Origin of the sequence: Paenarthrobacter sp. NPDC057981 (genome assembly GCF_042886835.1) — a bacterium.
Classification (GTDB): domain Bacteria; phylum Actinomycetota; class Actinomycetes; order Actinomycetales; family Micrococcaceae; genus Arthrobacter.
This window is the reverse complement of record NZ_JBHVQI010000001.1, coordinates 580,516-598,719: the sequence shown is the minus strand read 5'-3', so window position 1 is coordinate 598,719 and position 18,204 is coordinate 580,516. Positions and strand designations below refer to the sequence as shown.

Annotated in this window: 19 protein-coding genes; 9 read left to right on the top strand and 10 right to left on the bottom strand. The window is 63.8% G+C overall.

From position 1 onward, the window contains the following. Positions 1–10: 10 nt before the first annotated feature. The 5 genes from ACFVSI_RS02770 to ACFVSI_RS02750 all read right to left on the bottom strand — a co-directional run bounded on the left by ACFVSI_RS02770 (position 11) and on the right by ACFVSI_RS02750 (position 4,076). On the bottom strand, positions 11–895 hold the full coding sequence (locus ACFVSI_RS02770) for a hypothetical protein (protein ID WP_387819613.1): 885 nt from the start codon (positions 893–895) through the stop codon (positions 11–13). Continuing rightward, a complete protein-coding gene (locus ACFVSI_RS02765) occupies positions 892–1,797 on the bottom strand; it encodes a hypothetical protein (protein WP_387819612.1) in 906 nt (301 codons plus the stop codon). The genes ACFVSI_RS02770 and ACFVSI_RS02765 overlap by 4 nt, the downstream gene beginning before the upstream one ends. Before the next feature lie 167 nt (positions 1,798–1,964). Next, positions 1,965–2,186 carry a hypothetical protein gene (locus ACFVSI_RS02760; protein ID WP_262274936.1) on the bottom strand — a complete coding sequence of 74 codons (222 nt, stop codon included), beginning with the start codon at positions 2,184–2,186 and terminating at the stop codon, positions 1,965–1,967. Beyond that, positions 2,183–3,388, bottom strand: a complete 1,206-nt coding sequence (locus ACFVSI_RS02755; protein WP_387819610.1) for an anion permease — start codon at positions 3,386–3,388, stop codon at positions 2,183–2,185. The genes ACFVSI_RS02760 and ACFVSI_RS02755 overlap by 4 nt, the downstream gene beginning before the upstream one ends. A gap of 178 nt (positions 3,389–3,566) precedes the next feature. Beyond that, the gene (locus ACFVSI_RS02750) at positions 3,567–4,076 is read right to left on the bottom strand and encodes an HAD domain-containing protein (RefSeq protein WP_387819608.1); all 510 of its coding nucleotides are present in this window, start codon (positions 4,074–4,076) and stop codon (positions 3,567–3,569) included. A 123-nt stretch (positions 4,077–4,199) separates the two neighbouring features. Between ACFVSI_RS02750 and kynA the strand changes: the two genes are divergently transcribed. Genes kynA through ACFVSI_RS02735 form a run of 3 tightly spaced genes read left to right on the top strand, consistent with a single transcriptional unit; the run spans position 4,200 to position 7,207 of the window. After that, positions 4,200–5,069 carry a tryptophan 2,3-dioxygenase gene (kynA, locus tag ACFVSI_RS02745; protein WP_387819606.1) on the top strand — a complete coding sequence of 290 codons (870 nt, stop codon included), beginning with the start codon at positions 4,200–4,202 and terminating at the stop codon, positions 5,067–5,069. A 31-nt stretch (positions 5,070–5,100) separates the two neighbouring features. Beyond that, complete coding sequence (locus tag ACFVSI_RS02740; RefSeq protein WP_387819604.1) at positions 5,101–6,339, top strand: kynureninase; 1,239 nt, start codon at positions 5,101–5,103, stop codon at positions 6,337–6,339. A 7-nt stretch (positions 6,340–6,346) separates the two neighbouring features. Further along, the gene (locus ACFVSI_RS02735) at positions 6,347–7,207 is read left to right on the top strand and encodes a PaaX family transcriptional regulator C-terminal domain-containing protein (protein ID WP_387819603.1); all 861 of its coding nucleotides are present in this window, start codon (positions 6,347–6,349) and stop codon (positions 7,205–7,207) included. Between the two features lie 11 nt (positions 7,208–7,218). On the opposite strand, the gene ACFVSI_RS02730 is transcribed toward ACFVSI_RS02735, so the two are convergent. Beyond that, positions 7,219–7,941, bottom strand: coding sequence for a GntR family transcriptional regulator (locus tag ACFVSI_RS02730; RefSeq protein WP_387819601.1), 723 nt, complete (start codon positions 7,939–7,941; stop codon positions 7,219–7,221). 128 nt (positions 7,942–8,069) lie between these two features. On the opposite strand from ACFVSI_RS02730, the gene ACFVSI_RS02725 reads away from it, so the two are divergent. The 5 genes from ACFVSI_RS02725 (at position 8,070) to ACFVSI_RS02705 (ending at position 12,736) form a co-directional block, all read left to right on the top strand. After that, entirely contained in the window at positions 8,070–9,008 is a 939-nt protein-coding gene (locus tag ACFVSI_RS02725; RefSeq protein ID WP_144658734.1) for an N-acetylglucosamine kinase, read from the top strand. Between the two features lie 74 nt (positions 9,009–9,082). Continuing rightward, the gene (locus tag ACFVSI_RS02720; RefSeq protein WP_387819599.1) at positions 9,083–10,189 is read left to right on the top strand and encodes an outer membrane lipoprotein carrier protein LolA; all 1,107 of its coding nucleotides are present in this window, start codon (positions 9,083–9,085) and stop codon (positions 10,187–10,189) included. Between the two features lie 30 nt (positions 10,190–10,219). Further along, positions 10,220–11,239, top strand: coding sequence for an ATP-binding cassette domain-containing protein (locus ACFVSI_RS02715; protein WP_387819597.1), 1,020 nt, complete (start codon positions 10,220–10,222; stop codon positions 11,237–11,239). Beyond that, positions 11,229–12,095, top strand: a complete 867-nt coding sequence (locus ACFVSI_RS02710) for an ABC transporter permease (protein WP_387819595.1) — start codon at positions 11,229–11,231, stop codon at positions 12,093–12,095. The genes ACFVSI_RS02715 and ACFVSI_RS02710 overlap by 11 nt, the downstream gene beginning before the upstream one ends. 20 nt (positions 12,096–12,115) lie before the next feature. Beyond that, complete coding sequence (locus tag ACFVSI_RS02705; RefSeq protein WP_144658731.1) at positions 12,116–12,736, top strand: L-threonylcarbamoyladenylate synthase; 621 nt, start codon at positions 12,116–12,118, stop codon at positions 12,734–12,736. A gap of 26 nt (positions 12,737–12,762) precedes the next feature. Here ACFVSI_RS02705 and ligD read toward each other — a convergent pair whose 3' ends face one another. Next, a complete protein-coding gene (gene ligD / locus ACFVSI_RS02700; protein ID WP_387819593.1) occupies positions 12,763–13,788 on the bottom strand; it encodes a non-homologous end-joining DNA ligase in 1,026 nt (341 codons plus the stop codon). A gap of 109 nt (positions 13,789–13,897) precedes the next feature. Between ligD and ACFVSI_RS02695 the strand changes: the two genes are divergently transcribed. Continuing rightward, complete coding sequence (locus ACFVSI_RS02695; RefSeq protein WP_387819591.1) at positions 13,898–14,563, top strand: alpha/beta family hydrolase; 666 nt, start codon at positions 13,898–13,900, stop codon at positions 14,561–14,563. A 2-nt stretch (positions 14,564–14,565) separates the two neighbouring features. Here ACFVSI_RS02695 and ACFVSI_RS02690 read toward each other — a convergent pair whose 3' ends face one another. The 3 genes from ACFVSI_RS02690 to ACFVSI_RS02680 all read right to left on the bottom strand — a co-directional run bounded on the left by ACFVSI_RS02690 (position 14,566) and on the right by ACFVSI_RS02680 (position 18,137). Continuing rightward, positions 14,566–16,668: an elongation factor G-like protein EF-G2 gene (locus ACFVSI_RS02690; RefSeq protein WP_387819589.1), complete on the bottom strand. Its 2,103-nt coding sequence runs from the start codon at positions 16,666–16,668 to the stop codon at positions 14,566–14,568. 120 nt (positions 16,669–16,788) lie between these two features. Then, positions 16,789–17,523 (bottom strand): M50 family metallopeptidase, encoded by a 735-nt coding sequence (locus ACFVSI_RS02685; protein WP_387819587.1) that lies wholly within the window; start codon positions 17,521–17,523, stop codon positions 16,789–16,791. After that, complete coding sequence (locus ACFVSI_RS02680) at positions 17,520–18,137, bottom strand: TetR/AcrR family transcriptional regulator C-terminal domain-containing protein (RefSeq protein ID WP_387819585.1); 618 nt, start codon at positions 18,135–18,137, stop codon at positions 17,520–17,522. The genes ACFVSI_RS02685 and ACFVSI_RS02680 overlap by 4 nt, the downstream gene beginning before the upstream one ends. Positions 18,138–18,204 lie beyond the last annotated feature (67 nt).

The following is an 18,204-nucleotide window of genomic DNA, read 5'->3' as shown; positions in this document are numbered from 1 at the left end:
CCCAGACTAGTCAGTCCGAAGCAGGGTTCCCATACTCCACGCGCACGCTGCCGTTGTCCGGAAGAACCACTACCCGGCCCCTGTCGAGCGACCATCCGTCGTTCAGCAGGAAGATCCGTCCGCCGCTGACCACCAGCAGGCGAAGGCCGGTGTACCGGTACAACGGGGCTGCTTCCGTCCCGGCCGCCTCTTCCTTGACGTTCGGCACCGTGACGGCCAACCGCTCTTTGCTGTACACGACGGCGGTGGGCAGCAGGTGGGCACGTTCCTGGTAGTCGATGGCCGCTCCCCTGCCCAGCGCCTGCGCGTAGTCGGACGTGCCCCAGAACAGAAGCAGCGTGACCAGGACAAACACCAGCCACCCTTCAATTCCCCGCCGACCGGCATAGCCGCCCTGTACGGCCAACCCGGCCGCCCGGCGTCGAACGCTAAGGCCCCAAGACCCCACCACCAGTCCGGCCGCGATCAGAAAGGGCGCATAAAGCCCGCTCTGTCCAGGGCGTGCCGTCACAACGATCCACATCACGGCGGCAAAGATGAAACCCAGAAGGAGAACCACCGTAGCGGACAACATCACCAGCTTCCTGTGCCGGGAAGACTCGAGGACGCGCGCCACAGCACGGTCGAGCATGAGCCAGAGCAAGCCAATCACTGCCAGCCACGCCAGCGGCTGGAACAAGGATTGGATGCTCCTCAAAATGAAATCCTGGACGGTATAGCCAAACAGGCTGACGTCCAATCCCATGGCCTTGGCTTGAGCATCGGTGCGCGCCCACCCGAAGTAGACCAGCAAGGCCGTGACCACCGTCAGAGGCGGACCGACCACCGAGAGCACCTCGAGGGTGCGCTTCCAGCGGGCATTGCTGCCATCGGGGGCCGCGGGGACCTCGCTCACGGTGATGCCATGGAGGAAGATTCACCAGCCGACGTCGAAGGCTGGTTTGAGGGGGTTGGCTCTCCGGCCGTCGGGGTACCGGTTCCCGCCGTACCGGCAGGCGGTGAGGCGTTGTCATAGAAGAAGGTGACTGCGCCCGCAATGTCCACTGTGTCTGTCACCGAGATCCGAATGGACGAACGTCCATTCGCAGGCGGCATGCGCAAATACACCGTCCCGTAATCTTCCCTGTCACCCACGAACTCGGCGTCTGCAGGCACACCGTCGAACAAGACCTCGCCAATGCGGACGTAGTAGCCGTCAAGGCGGACAATGGTGCCCCCCGTACTGGGACCGGACGCGCGGGGTGTTCCCGGCACTGGCCTGAACTGTTCGTCCACCACGGTCAAACCGCGCAGTTGACGGGGACATGCTTCGCCCACGCCAGGTTCGACCTTGAGAGCGGTGGGGCTGCTGCGGTGTTGGGCCACCATCATGGCCGACATGGCCGCAACCCTGAACTCGAGGCACTGGTTTTCCGGGATCCGGGGGGTGGCTGAAACAGCATTCGATGCTCTTTCCCAATCCTCGGCCTTGCCGCTTTGAACAGCGCGGCAGACGGCGGCACCTGCCAGCCAGACAGCGTCGTCCCCGGCGCCCTCCACGCTCCGGGCCAAGGCATCACACTGGAACTGCTGGAGCAGGAGGTACCGCTGGCCGGATGTGGGGTCGTTGGGCCCTACCGGCCCTACGGGGATCCACCGAACCACCGGGGCGTTTTCCTGCGGGACTCCCGGGCCGGCCGGACCAGCTGGCTGGACCGCGGTGGGGGCGCCGATGGTGGAGGTGTTCCTGCCCGGAGTGCCGGTTGTTTGCGGGCTGGCACCTGGTTGCGGGGACAGTCCCTCGGAAGAGGGTGGCAAGCACGCTGCAAGGGCCAGCACCAGCACTGGCGCCAGTCCAAAAACTCTGCTTCGGGAAGGGCACCTCATGACAGCCCCATATCTGCCGGATCACACAACCACGCAGCCACACGCATGGCTACACAGCTGATTATTCTCCCGAATGGACGTTGCTGCCAGAGACAGCGCTACTTTCCGAAGTACGGAACTATCAGGTAAATGCCGAACAACACGGCGACGCCGCACAGGCCAAAGCAGACGTACGCCAGGGAGCGCACCAGGGCAGGTGACTTGTGCTGGATGTCGCCGGCTATCGCAGTGAGCCGGACTCCCAGCGAGTAGAGGACCACAAGCGTCACGGCGGCCACGAGGGTCACGCCTGCTACCTGCAGCAGTTCCAACCATTTCATCGCTGCACGTCCTTGCTCGGGGCGGTCTTTTGTGACTTCTTCTTCTTGCGGAACCGGACGGCGTGGCCGGCTTCTTCAACCTCGACGGCGTTGTGGTGTCCGACGTGCGATTTACGGGATACAACGAACATGAACAGGATGGCTGCCGTTCCGACAACCGCGGCGATAATCACACCCACGGTGCCGGTTCCTACAAGCAGGGCTGTCAGCGCACCGACGATCGCCGAGGCCGGAAGCGTGAACAGCCAACCAAGCGCGATCTTGCCGGCGGTGCCCCAGCGGACTGAGGTACCTTTTCGGCCGAGTCCGGAGCCGATCACCGAACCCGAGGCAACCTGGGTAGTGGAGAGAGCAAAGCCGAGGTGCGAAGAGGCGAGGATCGCGGAGGCGGTGCTTGTTTCTGCGGAGAACCCCTGAGCAGGCTTGACCTCCGTCAGACCGGATCCCATGGTGCGTATGATGCGCCAGCCGCCCGCGTAGGTACCGATCGCGATGGCGAAGGCACATGCTGCGATGACCCAGAACTGCGGTCCGCTGCCTGGGGCCTGCGTTCCACCCGCGATGAGGACCAAAGTGATGATGCCCATGGTCTTCTGGGCGTCGTTGGTACCGTGGGCCAGGGCCACGAGGCTGGAGGTAAAGATCTGGCCGGTCCGGAAACCGCCACGCTTCTGGGTGAGCTTGTCGCCGGTTTCAGGATCATGCCTGGAAGTAAGCGCATAGGCCAGCCGGGTACAGATGTACGCCACGCCACCGGCAATGAGCGGTGCAAAGACCGCGGGAAGGATGACCTTCTGCAGAACTGTTTCGAAGTTGATGGAGTGGAAGCCGATGCCCACTACCGCGGCGCCGATAAGGCCGCCGAAGAGCGCGTGCGAGGAACTCGACGGCAGGCCCTTGAGCCAGGTGATCATGTTCCACAGGACGGCGCCCATAAGGCCGGCAAAGATAATGTCCGGCGTGATGTGGATTCCGTCAGAACCTTCCCGGATCAGACCGCCGGAAATGGTCTTGGCCACTTCCGTTGAGAGGAAGGCACCCACGAGGTTGAGGACCGCAGCCAAGGCAACGGCCGTTTTGGGCTTGATCGCCCCCGTAGCGATAGGCGTGGCCATCGCGTTGGCTGTGTCGTGAAAGCCGTTGGTGAAGTCAAAGAATAGGGCCAACGCTATTACCAGCGCGACCATGAAGGTGATATCCACCTGTTGCCCAATCTGCAGAGTCGACGTTCAGCAGTTCCACTTCCCCATACCTGCCATCCACAGCATAGTTCAGCAAGTGTTCAACTGACCCTGCTTGCGGGATTCACTCTGGCGGGCTTGAAACCTTAAGAATCCTACGTGCCATACACCGAGGGGCCAAACGACTGCGGCCATCAATTCAGCCGAGGTAGCTGCGCACCGCCGCAAGTTCGGCGCGGCTCAACCCCTTGCGGGGATCGGGTGAGATGCACAGCACACGGTCCTGCTGGTATTCCGCCCACGAGCGGGCATCGGACTCCTGGCTAAGCTGGTCATCGACCCAGGCAAAGCGTTGGCTCCCGCTGGCCGCCAAATCCTTCTGGAGCGCCACCAGCTTCCACCATTCCGGCCCCTCATCCCAGCCTTGGCTGGACAATACTGGCCAATGCTGGCCGTTGAGACCGATTGCCGGGCACAGGAACTCCGGCGCCAGGCGCTCCCATGTCGTCAGCCATACAAAGCGGGCGGCCGGATGTTCGGCGAGGGCGTTGAGCTCGGCGACGGCCTCGGGTGCAAAGGCCACCTCCAGGATGCCGGCGTCAGCGATGCTCCATTCGCTGCCCCAGTCGGTGGTGCCCATCGGACTGAAGGGGTTCACCACGCCGTCGACGTCCAGATAGATGGATACCGGTGTCACGGTGCCCTCCATGGAATCCTCATGCGTCCCCTTCCCCAACGGTTGAAGCCAGCCTACGGGAAGGTGGCTTTGCCGAGTGGCAACAGCGGCAAATCAATCTCTTGACGTTCGTCATGCAAATGATATTCTCGATGCATGGAAAAGCCCGCAGTCCATCCCTCACGTAACGTCCGCGACATCGAGGACTCCGTCCGCACTGATTTCCGGCACGCCATGTCCTACGGCGGATACCTGGACCTTGACCGCCTGCTCACTTCGCAGCATCCTCTGAGCAAGCCGGAACACCACGACGAATTGCTCTTCATCATCCAGCACCAGACCAGTGAGCTCTGGCTCAAACTGGTGCTCCATGAGCTGCTGGAAGCACGGCGGCTTTTCGACGCCGACAACCTGGGCAAAGCGCTCAAATGCATTGCGCGCGTCAAGGCCATCCAACGCACCATGACCGAGCAATGGTCGGTCCTGGGTACCCTGACCCCTCGCGAATATGCCCAGTTCCGTGGATTCCTGGGCAGTTCGTCGGGCTTCCAGTCGTATCAGTACCGCGGAGTGGAATTCCTGCTGGGCAACAAGAACCGGGGGATGCTGCGGGTCTTCGAAAGCGAACCGGAAGCCCATGCCTTGCTCGGCACGCTCCTGGAAGAACCCACGCTGTACGACGCTTTCCTGGCCGTGTTGGCCCGGGCAGGCTATGACATTCCCGCCGACATCCTCGAGCGGGACACCAGCGAGCCCTGGACCTTCCGTGCGGACCTGGTCCCCGTCTTCCAGAAGATCTACGAGTCCGACGACACTCCGTGGGGGCTCTATGAGGCCTGCGAGGACCTCGTGGACATCGAGGACAACTTCCAGGCCTGGCGTTTCCGCCACCTGAGGACAGTCCAGCGCACCATCGGATTCAAGGTGGGCACGGGAGGGTCCTCCGGGGTGGACTTCCTCAAACGTGCTTTGGACCTGACTTTCTTCCCCGAGCTCTACGCCGTCCGTACCGAGATCGGCAATTAGCAGCGTGCCCCACACTTCCGCAGGAGAAATGATGACCACCGAACAGCAGACCCAATGGCCGACGTCGGCAGAACTGGACGCCGCGGATCCTCTCGCCGCCCAGCGTGAAGCCTTTTACGCGCCCGACGCCGACCAGCTCACCTCTTACCTGGACGGCAACTCGCTGGGCAGGCCACTCAAGGCGACGGCGGAGAACCTCGCCTCATTCGTTCATGATGCCTGGGGCAGCCGCCTCATCCGTGGATGGGACGAACAGTGGATGGACGAACCGACACTGGTCGGAGACCGCATCGGTGAGGTCACGCTTGGCGCGGCCCCCGGACAGGTCACGGTAGGTGACTCGACCTCCGTCATGCTGTACAAAATGATCCGCGCGGCAGTGGATGCCCAGCCTGGCCGGGACGAGATCATCATTGATCGCGACAACTTCCCGACAGACCGTTTCATCATCGAAGGCATTGCACAGGAACGCGGGGCCACGATCAAGTGGATCGCGGCCAACCCCACCAGCGGCGTCCGCGCCGCTGACCTGGACGGCCTCCTTGGCGAGCGGACCGCCGTCGTGGTCCTCAGCCACGTTGCCTACCGCTCGGGGTTCCTTGCCGACGCCGAGGGGATCACGGCCAAGGTGCACGAGGCCGGTGCACTGATGCTGTGGGACCTGTGCCATTCCGTGGGATCGGTACCCATGGAGCTGGACGCCTGGGGCGTGGACCTTGCCGTGGGCTGCACCTACAAGTACCTCAACGGCGGCCCGGGCTCCCCCGCCTTTGCTTACGTCAATGCGTCCCGGCAGGAAGGCTTGCAGCAGCCCATCTGGGGCTGGATGGGCGCGGACAATCCTTTCGGGATGACGGATGCGTATCGCCCGGCGCAGGGCATCCGGCGCTTCATCACAGGCACGCCGCCCGTCCTGGCCATGCAGCCGTTAAAGGACATGGTGGAACTGATCGCCTCCGTGGGGATGGACGCCGTCAGGGACAAGTCCGTCAGGCTCACTGAGTACGCCATTGCCCTCTCCGAGGAGCTCCTGGTCCCTCTGGGTGCCCGGATTGTGAGCCCGCGTGAGGCCTCCGAGCGTGGTTCCCACATCACTGTTGACCATCCGCTCTTCGCCGACGTCACGGCAAGGCTCTGGGAGAAGGGCGTGATCCCCGATTTCAGGCCTCCGCACGGCCTGCGCATCGGGCTTTCACCGCTGAGTACGAGCTACGCCGAGGTCGAGCTGGGGGTTTCAGCCATCCGGGACGTCCTCACCGAACTGCTGTGAGCCGGAAGTGAGTGCCGTCCTCGACGACATGGACTCCCGGCCCGGGAGTACACCGTCCATGCTGCGAACAGTCATCGGGCTGTACTTGCGCGATGTTGGTGGCTGGATGTCCACCAAGGACATCGTGGCGCTGATGGATGCCCTGGGGACATCGGCAACCGTGACGCGGACAGCCTTGAGCCGGCTGCGGAAGAAGGACGTCCTGAGCCTGGAGAACCGCGAAGGAGCTCCGGGCTTCACCCTGACGCAAGGTGCTGCGTCCATGCTGGCCCGCGGTGACCGGCGCATCTACAACCCCAGGAGCATGTCCCCATCCGACCCTTGGTGTTTGATCTCTTTCTCCATCCCGGAGACGGAGCGGGAGAAGCGACACCAACTGCGGCGCAGACTCCACTGGATTGGCTGTGGAACGGTCGCCGCCGGCTTGTGGATTTGCCCGGACTCCCTTCGGGTGGAAGTGGAGGAAATTCTTGCCGACCTCGAGCTGCGGGACATGGTGACGATCTTTGTTGCCGGTACGCCGCTTGTGGGTGGGAGCCTCCAGGAGGCAGCGTCGGCTTGGTGGGATCTGGACGCCGTAGCCGAACTCCACAGGGACTTCATCCGCGAGCACGCCGGCGCGGTCCTTGATGCCGGACAGGAAGTGGAACCGGGCGCAGCGGCCTTTGCCGGCTACGTCCAGTGCATCGACCGGTGGCGCATCATCCCCTACCTGGATCCCGGGCTGCCCTCGACCTTCCTCCCTGAGGACTGGCCAGGCGCTGAAGGCGCCCGGCTGTTTGGGCGGATTGTCGCCGCCTACAAGGAGCCCAGTGCCAAATTCGTGCGGCACACAGTCCAAGGCGTCCGCGTCGCCACGGCCTCATGAAAAGTGACGGGTCAGCTTTCCGCCTTGACCCGTGACACGAAGCGGAATCTGTCCCCACGGAAGGTGCTGTGCGTCCATTCGACCGGCACACCGCCGCTGTCCTTGGCCAGCCGATGCACCACCAGCAGCGGCGCCCCCATTTCGATGCCAAGCAGCTCAACATCACCTGGACCGGCCAAAGCGGTTTCGACAGTATCCTCAACCTCGGCGATATGTATCCCATACACATCCTTGAGCGCGGCATACAGGGAGCCGGACTTGGCGAGGTTGGCCTTGAACCGGGGAAGCTTCCCCGGGAGCCAAGCTACTTCGTGGGCCAGCGGCGCCCCCTCGATCAACCGGATGCGTTCCAGCCGGGTAACGGAGTCTCCTTCAGCCAACGCCAGGTGGGCTGCGACATCCTGGTTGGCTTTGACGACCTCCAGCGCCAACAGCGTGGAGCCAGGGTTGAGGCCCTGGGTCCTTGCGTCGTCGGAAAACGACGTCAGTTGCCTGACATGGGTCACTTTGGGAGGAGCCACAAACGTTCCGTGGCCCTGGATCCTGCCGAGCTTCCCCTCCGCGACAAGTTCACTGATGGCCATGCGGACAGTAGTTCGGGAGGTCGCAAAGCTCTGCGCGAGGGCCCGTTCCGTGGGGATGAGGGTGCCTGGCCGGAGACCCGCCATGAGGGCCAGTATTGCGGTCTTGACGACATAGTATTTGGGCGTTGCACGCTTGATGTCAGCAGGCATAAGGAAAACGTACCTGTAGACAAGGCGATTGGTCTATGCCAATCTTGCAAGGGGCCACAGTCGCAAGGGGCCAAACTTGCAGGCGGACGCTGGCCCCAGCCAGCCGATCCGGGACGAAGGGACGTCACATGCAGCAGTCCGGCGAAAACGGGGGCCCAGCAGCCGCTCCCGTCGTTCTGGGCCTCCACATCGGTGGATCCAAAACCCACGCCGTCCTTTCCAGCGGCGCAGGACAGTCCGGGGCCGACAACGAGGCCGGCCTGGAGATCACCGAAGCACGCGCGAATCTGTCCTCCGTTGGGCACCAGGGAGCCGATGCCGTGCTGCGGCGGATTGCCGCACGCGTCGGGGGCGGTGTCCAAGCGGTGTGTGCCGGGGCGGCCGGCGCGGACACCCCTGCGAGCCGCGCAGTTTTGTCGGCGCTTCTCGCCGAACATTTTCCCGGCGCAAGGATCGACGTCGTCCATGACACCCGAATCATCCTTGCCGCGGCGGGGCTCGAGGCGGGCGTGGTCCTGGTAGCGGGAACCGGCTCGGTCGCTTGGGGCAGGAACCGGGAAGGCCGCGAAGCCCGCAGCGGTGGGTACGGCTATCTGCTCGGCGACGAAGGCGGCGGCTACTCGGTGGTTCGCGACGCCGTTCGCGAAGCACTGCGCGAATACTATGCCGGCCTTGAACCGGGGCCGCTGGTCCAATCCCTGATGGCAGCCACCGCCAGCGTCGACGCGTTGCAGCTCATGGACTTCTTCTACGCCAAGCCGGAGCCGGACCATTGGGCGGGATTGGCCCCGCTCGTCCTCGACATGGCCAATGACGGCGATCCGGCGGCCTTGCGGATCCAGGCCGAAGCAGCGCATTCCCTGGCCTCCTTGGCCCGGCAAGTGCTGGGCGAACTCGGCTTGGACCTCCCACTCGTGATGGCTGGCGCACTCCTGGTCAACCAGAGCCAGCTTGCTGCCGCAGTAGCCAGGAAAATGTCGTTGGAAGATCCCTCGCTGGTTCGAATCCTCTCCCAGTCCCCCGTCTTCGGGGCGGTCAAGCTCGCACGTCAACTGATCGGGCAGTGACGCACCACAGGTGATCCACGCCGGCAACGGGAGTAGTCTGGATCCATGCCTTCCATCCGCGGCGGCGGGTAAAAATGTCCCGGGCCAGGCAGCGGTGGCTGCCCGCGTTCTTGATCTGCCTTGCCATGGGCATGGCGGTATTGTTCGGTGCCGTGCAAGCGGGTGCAAGCAGTCCCCTGCCACCCAAGACCGCGGACGAGGTGCTCGCGATGGTCGCAAACACCCAGGTCCGCGAACTCAGCGGCGCGGTGGAACAAAACGCTGAGCTGGGACTTCCGGATATCCCCACAACAGGTCCGGGCGTCGCTCCAGGCGCCGCGTCCACCCTGGAATTCCTGACGGGTTCGCACACAGCCCGCGTCTACCTCGATGCGCCCGCCAAAGCGCGCCTGCAGATCCTGGACCGGATGGCTGAGCGTGACCTCGTGGTGAACGGAAGCGATGCGTGGTTCTACAACTCCGCGGACAACAGCGCGACGCACCTGCGTGCTCCCTCGCCGTCGACGGGAACTACCAACGGATCCTTGCCCCCTGCTGCTCCGCACCCGGAGGTGCCAACACCCGCGTCCATGGCATCGCGTTTCCTCGCAGCCATTGACGCCGGCACCGAAGTGAGCGTGGACAATTCCTCCACAGTGGCCGGCCGCAGCGCCTACCGCCTCCTCTTGAACCCCCGCAGTTCCGATACGTTAGTGGATTCGGTGGCGATCGACGTCGATTCTGAAACCGGCCTGCCGCTGGGCGTCGAGGTCAAGGCCAATGGACAGGCCGAGCCCGCCTACTCCTTGGCTTTCACGCAGGTGGAGTTGAGCGCACCGGATGCCGCGATGTTCGAGTTCACCCCACCGGCTGGGGCAACGGTCAGTGAGAAGGCCCTTCCCGCAGCACCGGCGAAGTCCACGCCGCTGCCCTCTCCGCAGGCCACCGACGAACATCATGGTGTGTCGGCCACCGGCAAGGGATGGGACGCCGTGCTCTCTCTGCCCGCGGGAACCGCTCCTGCCGGCCTCACGGCCGACCCACTCCTTTCCCAGGCGCTTCAGCCGGTTCCTGGTGGCCACGCCTTGACGACGTCCTTGGTCAGTGTGCTGATTCTCGACGACGGCCGCGTCTTCGCGGGCATGGTTCCGTTGGAGCGGCTACAGTCAGCTGCCCTTCAGTCGCCGGCACCAACCCAGTGACGGACACAACCCCGTGACGGAAACCGCCCTGTGACAGAGGCCGCCGACGAGGAAAGCCGCCCGGAGGCCGGGCTTGCCATCAGAACACGCGGCCTCGTGAAGCGCTTTGGGCATAGGGCTGCTGTCAATGGAATTGATCTGGCGGTACCCCGGGGAGCAGTCTTTGGCTTCCTCGGACCGAACGGTTCGGGAAAAACCACCACCATCCGCGTGCTGCTTGGCTTGGCCACAGCCAATGGCGGAACCGTCAGTGTCCTGGGCAAGCCAATGCCTGAGTCTCTGGCTTTGGTGCTGCCCGAGGTTGGCGCCTTGGTGGAGGGGCCGGGCTTTTATCCGTTCCTGACCGGCGCGGCAAACCTCATACGCTTGGACTCAGCCGACCGCCATGCGGCGAGGTCAACCAGGAGGCAACGGGTCCACGATGCCCTGGATCGAGTGGGCCTGGGCCACGCTGCCGGCAAGAAGCTCCGTGCCTACTCCTTGGGCATGAAGCAACGCCTCGGCTTGGCCAACGCGCTCCTGCGCCCCCGGGAACTCCTGGTCCTGGACGAGCCCACCAACGGCCTGGATCCCCAAGGCACGCGGGAAGTCCGCAATCTGGTTCGTTCCCTCGCTGCCGGGGGGACCACTGTTTTCGTTTCCAGCCATCTCCTGGCCGAGGTGGAACAGATGTGCACCCACGCCGGCATCATGAGCGCCGGACGACTCGTGGCGCAGGGTCCGCTCGAGGAACTGCGCTCGGCCGGTGAGCCGCGCGTCCTCCTGCAAACGCCCGACGTCGGCAAAGCCTTGGGTGTTTTCTCACGCCTGGGCCTGGTCACCGGAGAGGCGAAGGAGCACGGTGGTCCGCTTGAGGCCCGGCCGCTGCGGGAACGGACACACGATGTTTGGACGGTAGCAGCCACCGGGCTCAACGGCGTGGTCCCGGAGGCCATCGTTGCCGCCTTGGTAGCCGAGGGCGTCCGGGTCCGCGGCTTCACCGTTGAGAACCCGAGCCTGGAAGAACGCTTTGTCTCCTTGACCGGAGAGGGGTTCGACGTTGCCGGCTGAAACCGTTGGGGCCTCTCCCACCCGCACTGCCCTTCACGGGGCCGGGTGGGCGCTGCTCGCTTCCGAACTGTCGGTACTGTTCCGCAGGCTGCGTACATGGGCCATGCTGATCGCATTGGCCGCCGTGCCTGTCTTGATCGCGATAGCGGTCAAGTTGTCGTCCCGGCCCGCCACGCCCGGCCGGGGTCCGCTGTTCCTGGACCGCATCACACAGAACGGGCTTTTCGTGGCGGTCACCGCGTTGGTGGTCTGCGTGCCGTTGTTCCTGCCCCTGACCGTCGGGGTGGTGGCCGGAGACACGATAGCGGGGGAAGCCAACCTCGGCACCTTGAGGTACCTGCTGCTGGCCCCAGCCGGCCGCATCCGGCTTCTCCTGGTCAAATACGCCGGTGCCGTCGCTTTCTGTTGCACCGCGACTGCGACGGTGGCAGCGTCCGGCGCCTTGGCCGGCGTCGTACTTTTTCCCGTCGGTCCCGTGACGCTCCTGTCAGGCGACACCATCAGTGTGGGCGAATCAGCCGTGAGATCGCTTCTGATCGCCGCCTACATCACAGTCTCCTTGTTGGGACTCTCCGCCATCGGGCTTCTGATCTCCACCTTCACGGATGTGCCGGTCGGGGCCATGGCGGCAACCATTGTCCTGTCAGTCGTCTCCCAGGTGCTGGATAACCTTCCGCAACTGGAGTGGCTGCACCCGTGGCTGTTCAGCCACCATTGGTTGGGATTCGCCGACCTGCTCAGGCAGCCGGTCGACTGGACCTCGTTCGCCGACAACGCACTGCTCCAGTGCGGATACGTGGCGGTCTGCGGCGCACTGGCTTATGCGAAATTCTCCAACAAGGACGTGTTGTCGTAGCGATGTCGTAGGCTCTTCCCATGGCCAGATTCTTTGATGTGCATCCGGAGGACCCCCAACCACGTGCCATCGGCCAGGTGGTCAATATGCTGCGGGACGGCGGGTTGATCGCCTACCCCACCGACTCGTGCTACGCCCTGGGTGCGCAGATCGGGAACAGGGAAGCGCTGGACCGCATCCGGACGATCCGCCACTTGGACGACAAACACCATTTCACGCTCGTCTGCAAGGACTTCGCCCAGATGGGGCAGTTCGTCATGTTGGACAATGACATTTTCAGGAGCATCAAAGCTGTTACTCCGGGCAGCTACACCTTCATCCTTCCAGCCACGCGTGAGGTACCCAAGCGGCTGCTGCACCCCAAGAAGAAGACTGTCGGGGTCCGCATCCCGGACCACAGGGTGGTTCAGGCCCTTCTGGCGGAGCTGGGAGAACCTCTGCTGTCCAGCACCCTCCTGCTTCCGGACGAGGAGGAGCCGCTGACCCAGGGTTGGGAAATCAAGGAGCGCCTGGACAATCAAGTGGACGCGGTCATCGATGCCGGGGACACGGGTTCCGAACCCACGACGGTCGTCGACTTCTCCAGTGGAGTGGCAGAAGTGGTGCGTCGCGGGACGGGCGATCCCTCCCGCTTCGAATAGGAACTTCAGCCACAGGCCCTGGGCGCCTATTCCTCGGGCTTGCGGGCCCGGCTTGGTTGAACGCGCATGGGCTCGCCGGGCATCTTGGGGAACTCCGGTGGGAACGGCATCTCGCCCTGGCCATTTTTGACGTCACGGTCCCACCACTGGAGCAGGACATCGATGTCACCGGGGTGCTCGTGCATGGCTGCCCACGGATCCCCGATCTTTTTCAAACGGTCAGGGACTGTGGCGATGGTGTACTTGGCGGGATCGGCGTTCTCCAACTCCTCCCAGGACAACGGGCACGAAACTTGTGCTGTGGGTACGGCCCGTGGACTGTACGCCCCGGCGATGGTCCGGTCCCTGTTGGCTTGGTTAAAATCGACGAAGATCTTCGTTCCGCGTTCCTCTTTCCACCAGGCGGTGGTGACCTTGTCCGGCATACGGCGCTCAAGTTCCCTCCCTGCCGCGATCACGGCGTGACGGACCTCGAGGAACTCGTGCTTGGGATTAATCGGGGCATAGACGTGCAGCCCCCGGTTGCCGGAGGTCTTGATGAACGATTTCAGTCCGGCCTCTTCCAGGACGGAACGAAGCTCCAGCGCGGCAGGAATGGCGTCGTCGAAGTCCGTTCCGGGCTGGGGATCCAGGTCGATCCGCAGTTGGTCGGGGTTGTCGGGATCATTGGCCCTGGAAGCCCAGGGGTGGAACACCACCGTGTTCATTTGGGCAGCCCACACAGCGGCTGCCGGTTCGTCAATGACCAGCTGTGGGTGCGCCCGCGCGCTGGGATAGGTCACCGTGACGGCACGGACGTAGTCCGGCGCTCCCTTGGGCGGATTCTTGGAAAAGAACATGTCGCCGTCGATGTTTCCCGAATACCTCTGGAGACTGACAGGACGGTTTCCGTTGGCCGTGAGAAACGCTTCGCCAACGTCGATCAGGTAGTTGGCGAGATCGAGCTTGGTCAGTCCGGCATCCGGCCACATCACCCTGCTGGGGCTGGAAATGCGGACCTCGCGGGGTCCGTGGGGACCGGGCACGGTAACAGTGGTTGCTTCACTCGCCATGGGCACAAGCTACCCCGGAATTGACCCGCGCGTCAGCATCCCGGGCGAAATCACGGGGTGTTTCACCGAGGGCTCCTGTGTTGTCCTCCCTGTAGGCAATGATGGGTACATGCCCGCTAACGAAGAACCATTGACCATCGCTGTTGGGGAGACCACGGTTTCTGCCCTGTTACTCCGTCCCGAAAACCCGTGGGCCACACTGGTGGTGGCCCACGGCGCAGGCGCCGGGATGGAACATCCGTTCCTGCAGGGTTTTGCTTCAGCCATGGCCGATGAAGGCGTGGCTACGCTTCGCTTCAACTTTCCCTACCGTGAAGCCGGGCGTCGATTCCCGGACCGGCCGCCGCTTGCCATCGCTACGTGGCGGGCCGTCATGGAGGCCGCAGCCGGGCTGTCGGACGGCGGGCCGCTGTGGGCCGCAGGCAAATCCTTCGGTGGCCGCATGGCGTCCATGGCTGTGGCCGAAGGCATGCCGGCGCAGGGGCTTGTTTATCTGGGCTATCCGCTGCACGCCCCAGGCAAACCCGAGAAGCTCCGTGATGAGCACCTGTATGGAATCACTGAGCCGATGCTGTTCCTGCAGGGCACCCGCGATACCTTTGCCACCCCCGGAATCCTGGAGAAGGTAGTGGCTGGAATTGGTCCGACGGCGACGCTCCAATGGTGTGAAGGCGGTGACCATTCATTCGCTGTCAAGGGAGTGAAGCGAAGCGCGGCGGAATCCGGGGCGTCCCTGGCACCTGAGGTGGCGGCGTTTATGAAGTCCAGCGACTGAGGCTACTTCGGCAGGGGCTCGTGCCGAAGGTAGGATCTCCTGAAATGTCCGGTGCCGGCTGTGAGGGCCCGAAGTTCGACGGCATAGCGAAGCAGCTCCTGGTCGGGCACCTCGGCCAGGATCTCTGTACCTTCGCCTTCAGCCGCGTTCGTGCCGTTCACCCGGCCCCTTCGGCCTGAGAGGTCACTCATGACCGCCCCCACGTATTCCTCCGGAACACTAATGACCACTGATGACACCGGTTCAAGGAGCTGGATCTTCGCGGCAGCTGCGGCCTCCCGTAGAGCCAGTGCACCGGCCGCCTGGAAGGCAGCATCCGAGGAATCCACGCTGTGGGTCTTGCCTCCCACCAACGTGACCTTGATATCCACCACAGGGAACCCCGCAGAGACGCCTTTGAGCATTTGCGCCCGCACCCCCTTTTCCACGGACGTGACAAACGTAGCCGGTATGGCACCCCCGAAGATCCTGTCCGTGAACTCGAAACCCCCACCCCTCGCCAGCGGCTCCACCTCAATATCGCAGATGGCGAATTGGCCGTGGCCGCCTGATTGCTTGACGTGGCGCCCGTGGCCGCTTGCCTTGCCGGCGAACGTCTCGCGCAGAGGGGTGATGATGTCCACCGTCTGCAACTTGACCCCCTGGTTCCGCAGGCGGTCCAGGATCACCTCGGCGTGCGCCTCCCCCATGCACCACAGGATGAGCTGATGCGTATCCGGGTTGCGCTCGAGCCTGAGCGTCGGATCCGCAGCTGCCACTCTTCCGATGCTCTTGGCCAGGGCGTCCTCATCGCTGCGGGAGATACCCTCGACGGCGATGGGCATCAACGGTTCAGGCATGTTCCATGTCTCGATCAGGAGCGGAGCCTCGCGGTCCGAGACAGTATCGCCTGTCTCGGCACTTGCCAGCTTGCTGATCGCGCAGATGTCGCCGGCAATGCATCGTGGAACGGCTTTCAGGCTGGAACCCACCGGCGAATAGAGATGCGTGATGCGTTCATCGGCGTCGTGGTCTTCGTGACCCCGGTCAGCCAGCCCTCGGCCGCCGATATGGATGGACGAATCCTCCCGCAGGGTTCCGGAGAAGACCCGGACGAGGCACACCCGGCCAAGGAAAGGATCCACCGTTGTCCGCACGACCTCACCGGCCAGGCGCCCGGAGGGATCACACTCCAAACGTTTCAGTACCGAACCATCAAGGGTCATGGCCGCAGGCGGGATCCGTTCAAGGGGCGAGGGCAGGGCATCGGTCAGCAAGTCCATCAACTCCGCCAGGCCCAGGCCTGTTTCGGCAGCTGTTGGCATGACCGGGAAGAAACCGCCCCGCGCTACGGCCTTCTCGAGGTCCGCTACGAGAGCGGCCAACGGCAGTTCTTCGCCGCCGAGGTACCGGTCCATCAGGGTTTCATCTTCACTTTCGGCGATGATGCCCTCCAACAGGGGCCCCCTCGCCCCTTCAACGTCCGAATCCGGGACGAGCCCGCCCGGCGCGCCGTGGAGCACACCGACGAGTCCGGCGTTTCCCGGGGCAGGCAGATAGAGCGGCAGTACCGATGCTCCGAAGGCTTGTTGGCAACGCTCGACGGCGGCGCTGAAGTCGGCGCGGGGATGGTCCAGTTTGCTGACAACCACGACGCGTGGAAGGCGGATCTTTTCGCACTCGCCCCAAAGGGCCACGGTGGCGCCGTCGATCCCGTCCACAGCGGAGACAACAAAAAGGGCCGCGTCGGCGGCCCTCAATCCAGCTCGTAATTCGCCGGTGAAGTCGGTGTAACCCGGGGTGTCGATCAGATTAACCTTGGTATCGCCCACGAGGATGGGGGCCACTGACAGTGTCACCGACCGTTGTTGATGGACGGCGGAGGGATCGGAATCACTGACCGTGGTTCCGTCGCTGATGGATCCCATTCGGCTGATGGCACCCGTGGCGGCGAGCAGTGCTTCCACCAGCATCGATTTGCCGGATCCCGAATGCCCAACCAGAGCGATATTGCGTATCTTGGTGGGGTCCTGGGCCATCAAGGCCGCGCCGTTCTCCCCGCGCCTTGCCTCGTTGGCCGCGGGGCCAGACCCTTTTGCCGCTTCGCGCGTGCCCTTGGCAGACATGGGCGCCTCCTGGTGTCTCCCGGCATGGAGTCCGAAAGCTAGGGGTTTCGGACCCGGACATCCGAATCCTTAACCAGATTGGACACCCTGGGGCGGCCACTGGGCAAGGGCTTGCACCCGCTAAACGCTGAGCATCCCCCACAGCAACCACAGGGATGCCACGGCGCAGGCGGCGATGACAACGGTGAATCCCGAGAACCACACAAATGCGGGGACTCCAGTGGTGCGGCCGAGGATGTAGGCGTCGGAGGCTGCCAAACGATTGCGACGCTTCGTGTGGACGCCTGCGAGTTTGAGGAGGTCACGGACAGCTCCCACGGACAGGGCTACTCCAAGGGCCAACACCACGTAATTAATGGCTGCTGGCGTGGCGAAGAGTAGAAGTGCCTGTGCGATGACGGCGCTGGCAACAGCAACCACTATCCCGGTGAAGTTTCGCAGGAAAACCAAGGACAGCAGAAGAACCAGGGCACCAATCGACATGGCTGCCCCCGAGCGACCCGCATGGACTGCGGCAATCAGGCTCAGACCAACAACGGCCGGAGCGGGATAGCCCCAAAAACCCGACCAAGCGGCACCAAAGGAGCTCCGCCCGCTGCTGACCAGCCGTCCGGAGTGGTCAAGTCCGATCCGCAGTCCATGAACGAATCTTCCCGTCATCAGGGCTGCATAGGCGTGCCCGAGTTCGTGGACAAACGTGACGTACAAGCCGAACCAGCGCCAAGTGGCCCGTGGGATGCTGAGGATCACTGCACAGGCGAGGATGCCCAGCAGGGCGGGCAGCGGGACCGCCGTCGTGTAGCCCTCGGTGAAGCCGCGCGCAACCGCGTCCCACCATGTTTCCAGCAGGTTCACCGCGCTGTTGTCCGGAGCCGGGAATGCAGGCCGGCGACGAGAATCTCCAACCCGAGTTCGAAGGCAGCCTCGCCGCGCTCTTCGGCAGGCGCCGCATTGTCCAACGCGCTGCTAAGCGCCGGGAATCCCTGAGCGGGTGGTGCCCAGACTACGTCGGGAGCGGCCAGGTCCAAGGCGAAGCCCAGCGCGAAGCTGTCGATGGTGGAGATCGCGGACAGGACATCCCGGCCGCGGAAGCCGGCAGTTTGGAGGGCCACCGCGAGGCTTTCGTAAAGGGCAAGGACCTGGTGGTCCTGCACGGTCTGGAGTACCAGAAGGGGCGCAAGCCTCGGGTGCCGGGCAAAGGCGTCCCGGTAGCTGCGCACAATGGTCCGAAGGGCAGCCTCCCAGTCCTGGTCGTCATTGAGCGTGTAGGGGCTCTCGGAGATGATGCGGCCACGCATGAGCTCAAGGATCTCTTCGCGTCCACTGACGTGGTTGTAGATGGACGATTGGCTGACGCCAATCCGCTTGGCCAGTTTGGGCAAGCTGAAGTCCCCTGCCTCGTCCACCAGTTCCAAGGCGGCAGTGACGAGGGCGTCGACGGAAATCAGCGGGACCAGCGGGCGTGCCATACGGGGTACTCCATTCACGGTTGATGTTACGACTCTAGCCAGAAGTTGGAGCCAAGGTATTGTGCCG

Coding starts and splice junctions, on each gene's coding strand:
- ACFVSI_RS02680 (WP_387819585.1), bottom strand. CDS start 18,137: ATGGCACGCCCGCTGGTCCCGCTGATTTCCGTCGACGCCCTCGTCACT.
- ACFVSI_RS02695 (WP_387819591.1), top strand. CDS start 13,898: ATGCCCGCTAACGAAGAACCATTGACCATCGCTGTTGGGGAGACCACG.
- ACFVSI_RS02740 (WP_387819604.1), top strand. CDS start 5,101: ATGACCACCGAACAGCAGACCCAATGGCCGACGTCGGCAGAACTGGAC.
- ACFVSI_RS02750 (WP_387819608.1), bottom strand. CDS start 4,076: ATGGAGGGCACCGTGACACCGGTATCCATCTATCTGGACGTCGACGGC.
- ACFVSI_RS02690 (WP_387819589.1), bottom strand. CDS start 16,668: ATGTCTGCCAAGGGCACGCGCGAAGCGGCAAAAGGGTCTGGCCCCGCG.
- ACFVSI_RS02760 (WP_262274936.1), bottom strand. CDS start 2,186: ATGAAATGGTTGGAACTGCTGCAGGTAGCAGGCGTGACCCTCGTGGCC.
- ligD (WP_387819593.1), bottom strand. CDS start 13,788: ATGGCGAGTGAAGCAACCACTGTTACCGTGCCCGGTCCCCACGGACCC.
- ACFVSI_RS02705 (WP_144658731.1), top strand. CDS start 12,116: ATGGCCAGATTCTTTGATGTGCATCCGGAGGACCCCCAACCACGTGCC.
- ACFVSI_RS02725 (WP_144658734.1), top strand. CDS start 8,070: ATGCAGCAGTCCGGCGAAAACGGGGGCCCAGCAGCCGCTCCCGTCGTT.
- ACFVSI_RS02720 (WP_387819599.1), top strand. CDS start 9,083: ATGTCCCGGGCCAGGCAGCGGTGGCTGCCCGCGTTCTTGATCTGCCTT.
- ACFVSI_RS02730 (WP_387819601.1), bottom strand. CDS start 7,941: ATGCCTGCTGACATCAAGCGTGCAACGCCCAAATACTATGTCGTCAAG.
- kynA (WP_387819606.1), top strand. CDS start 4,200: ATGGAAAAGCCCGCAGTCCATCCCTCACGTAACGTCCGCGACATCGAG.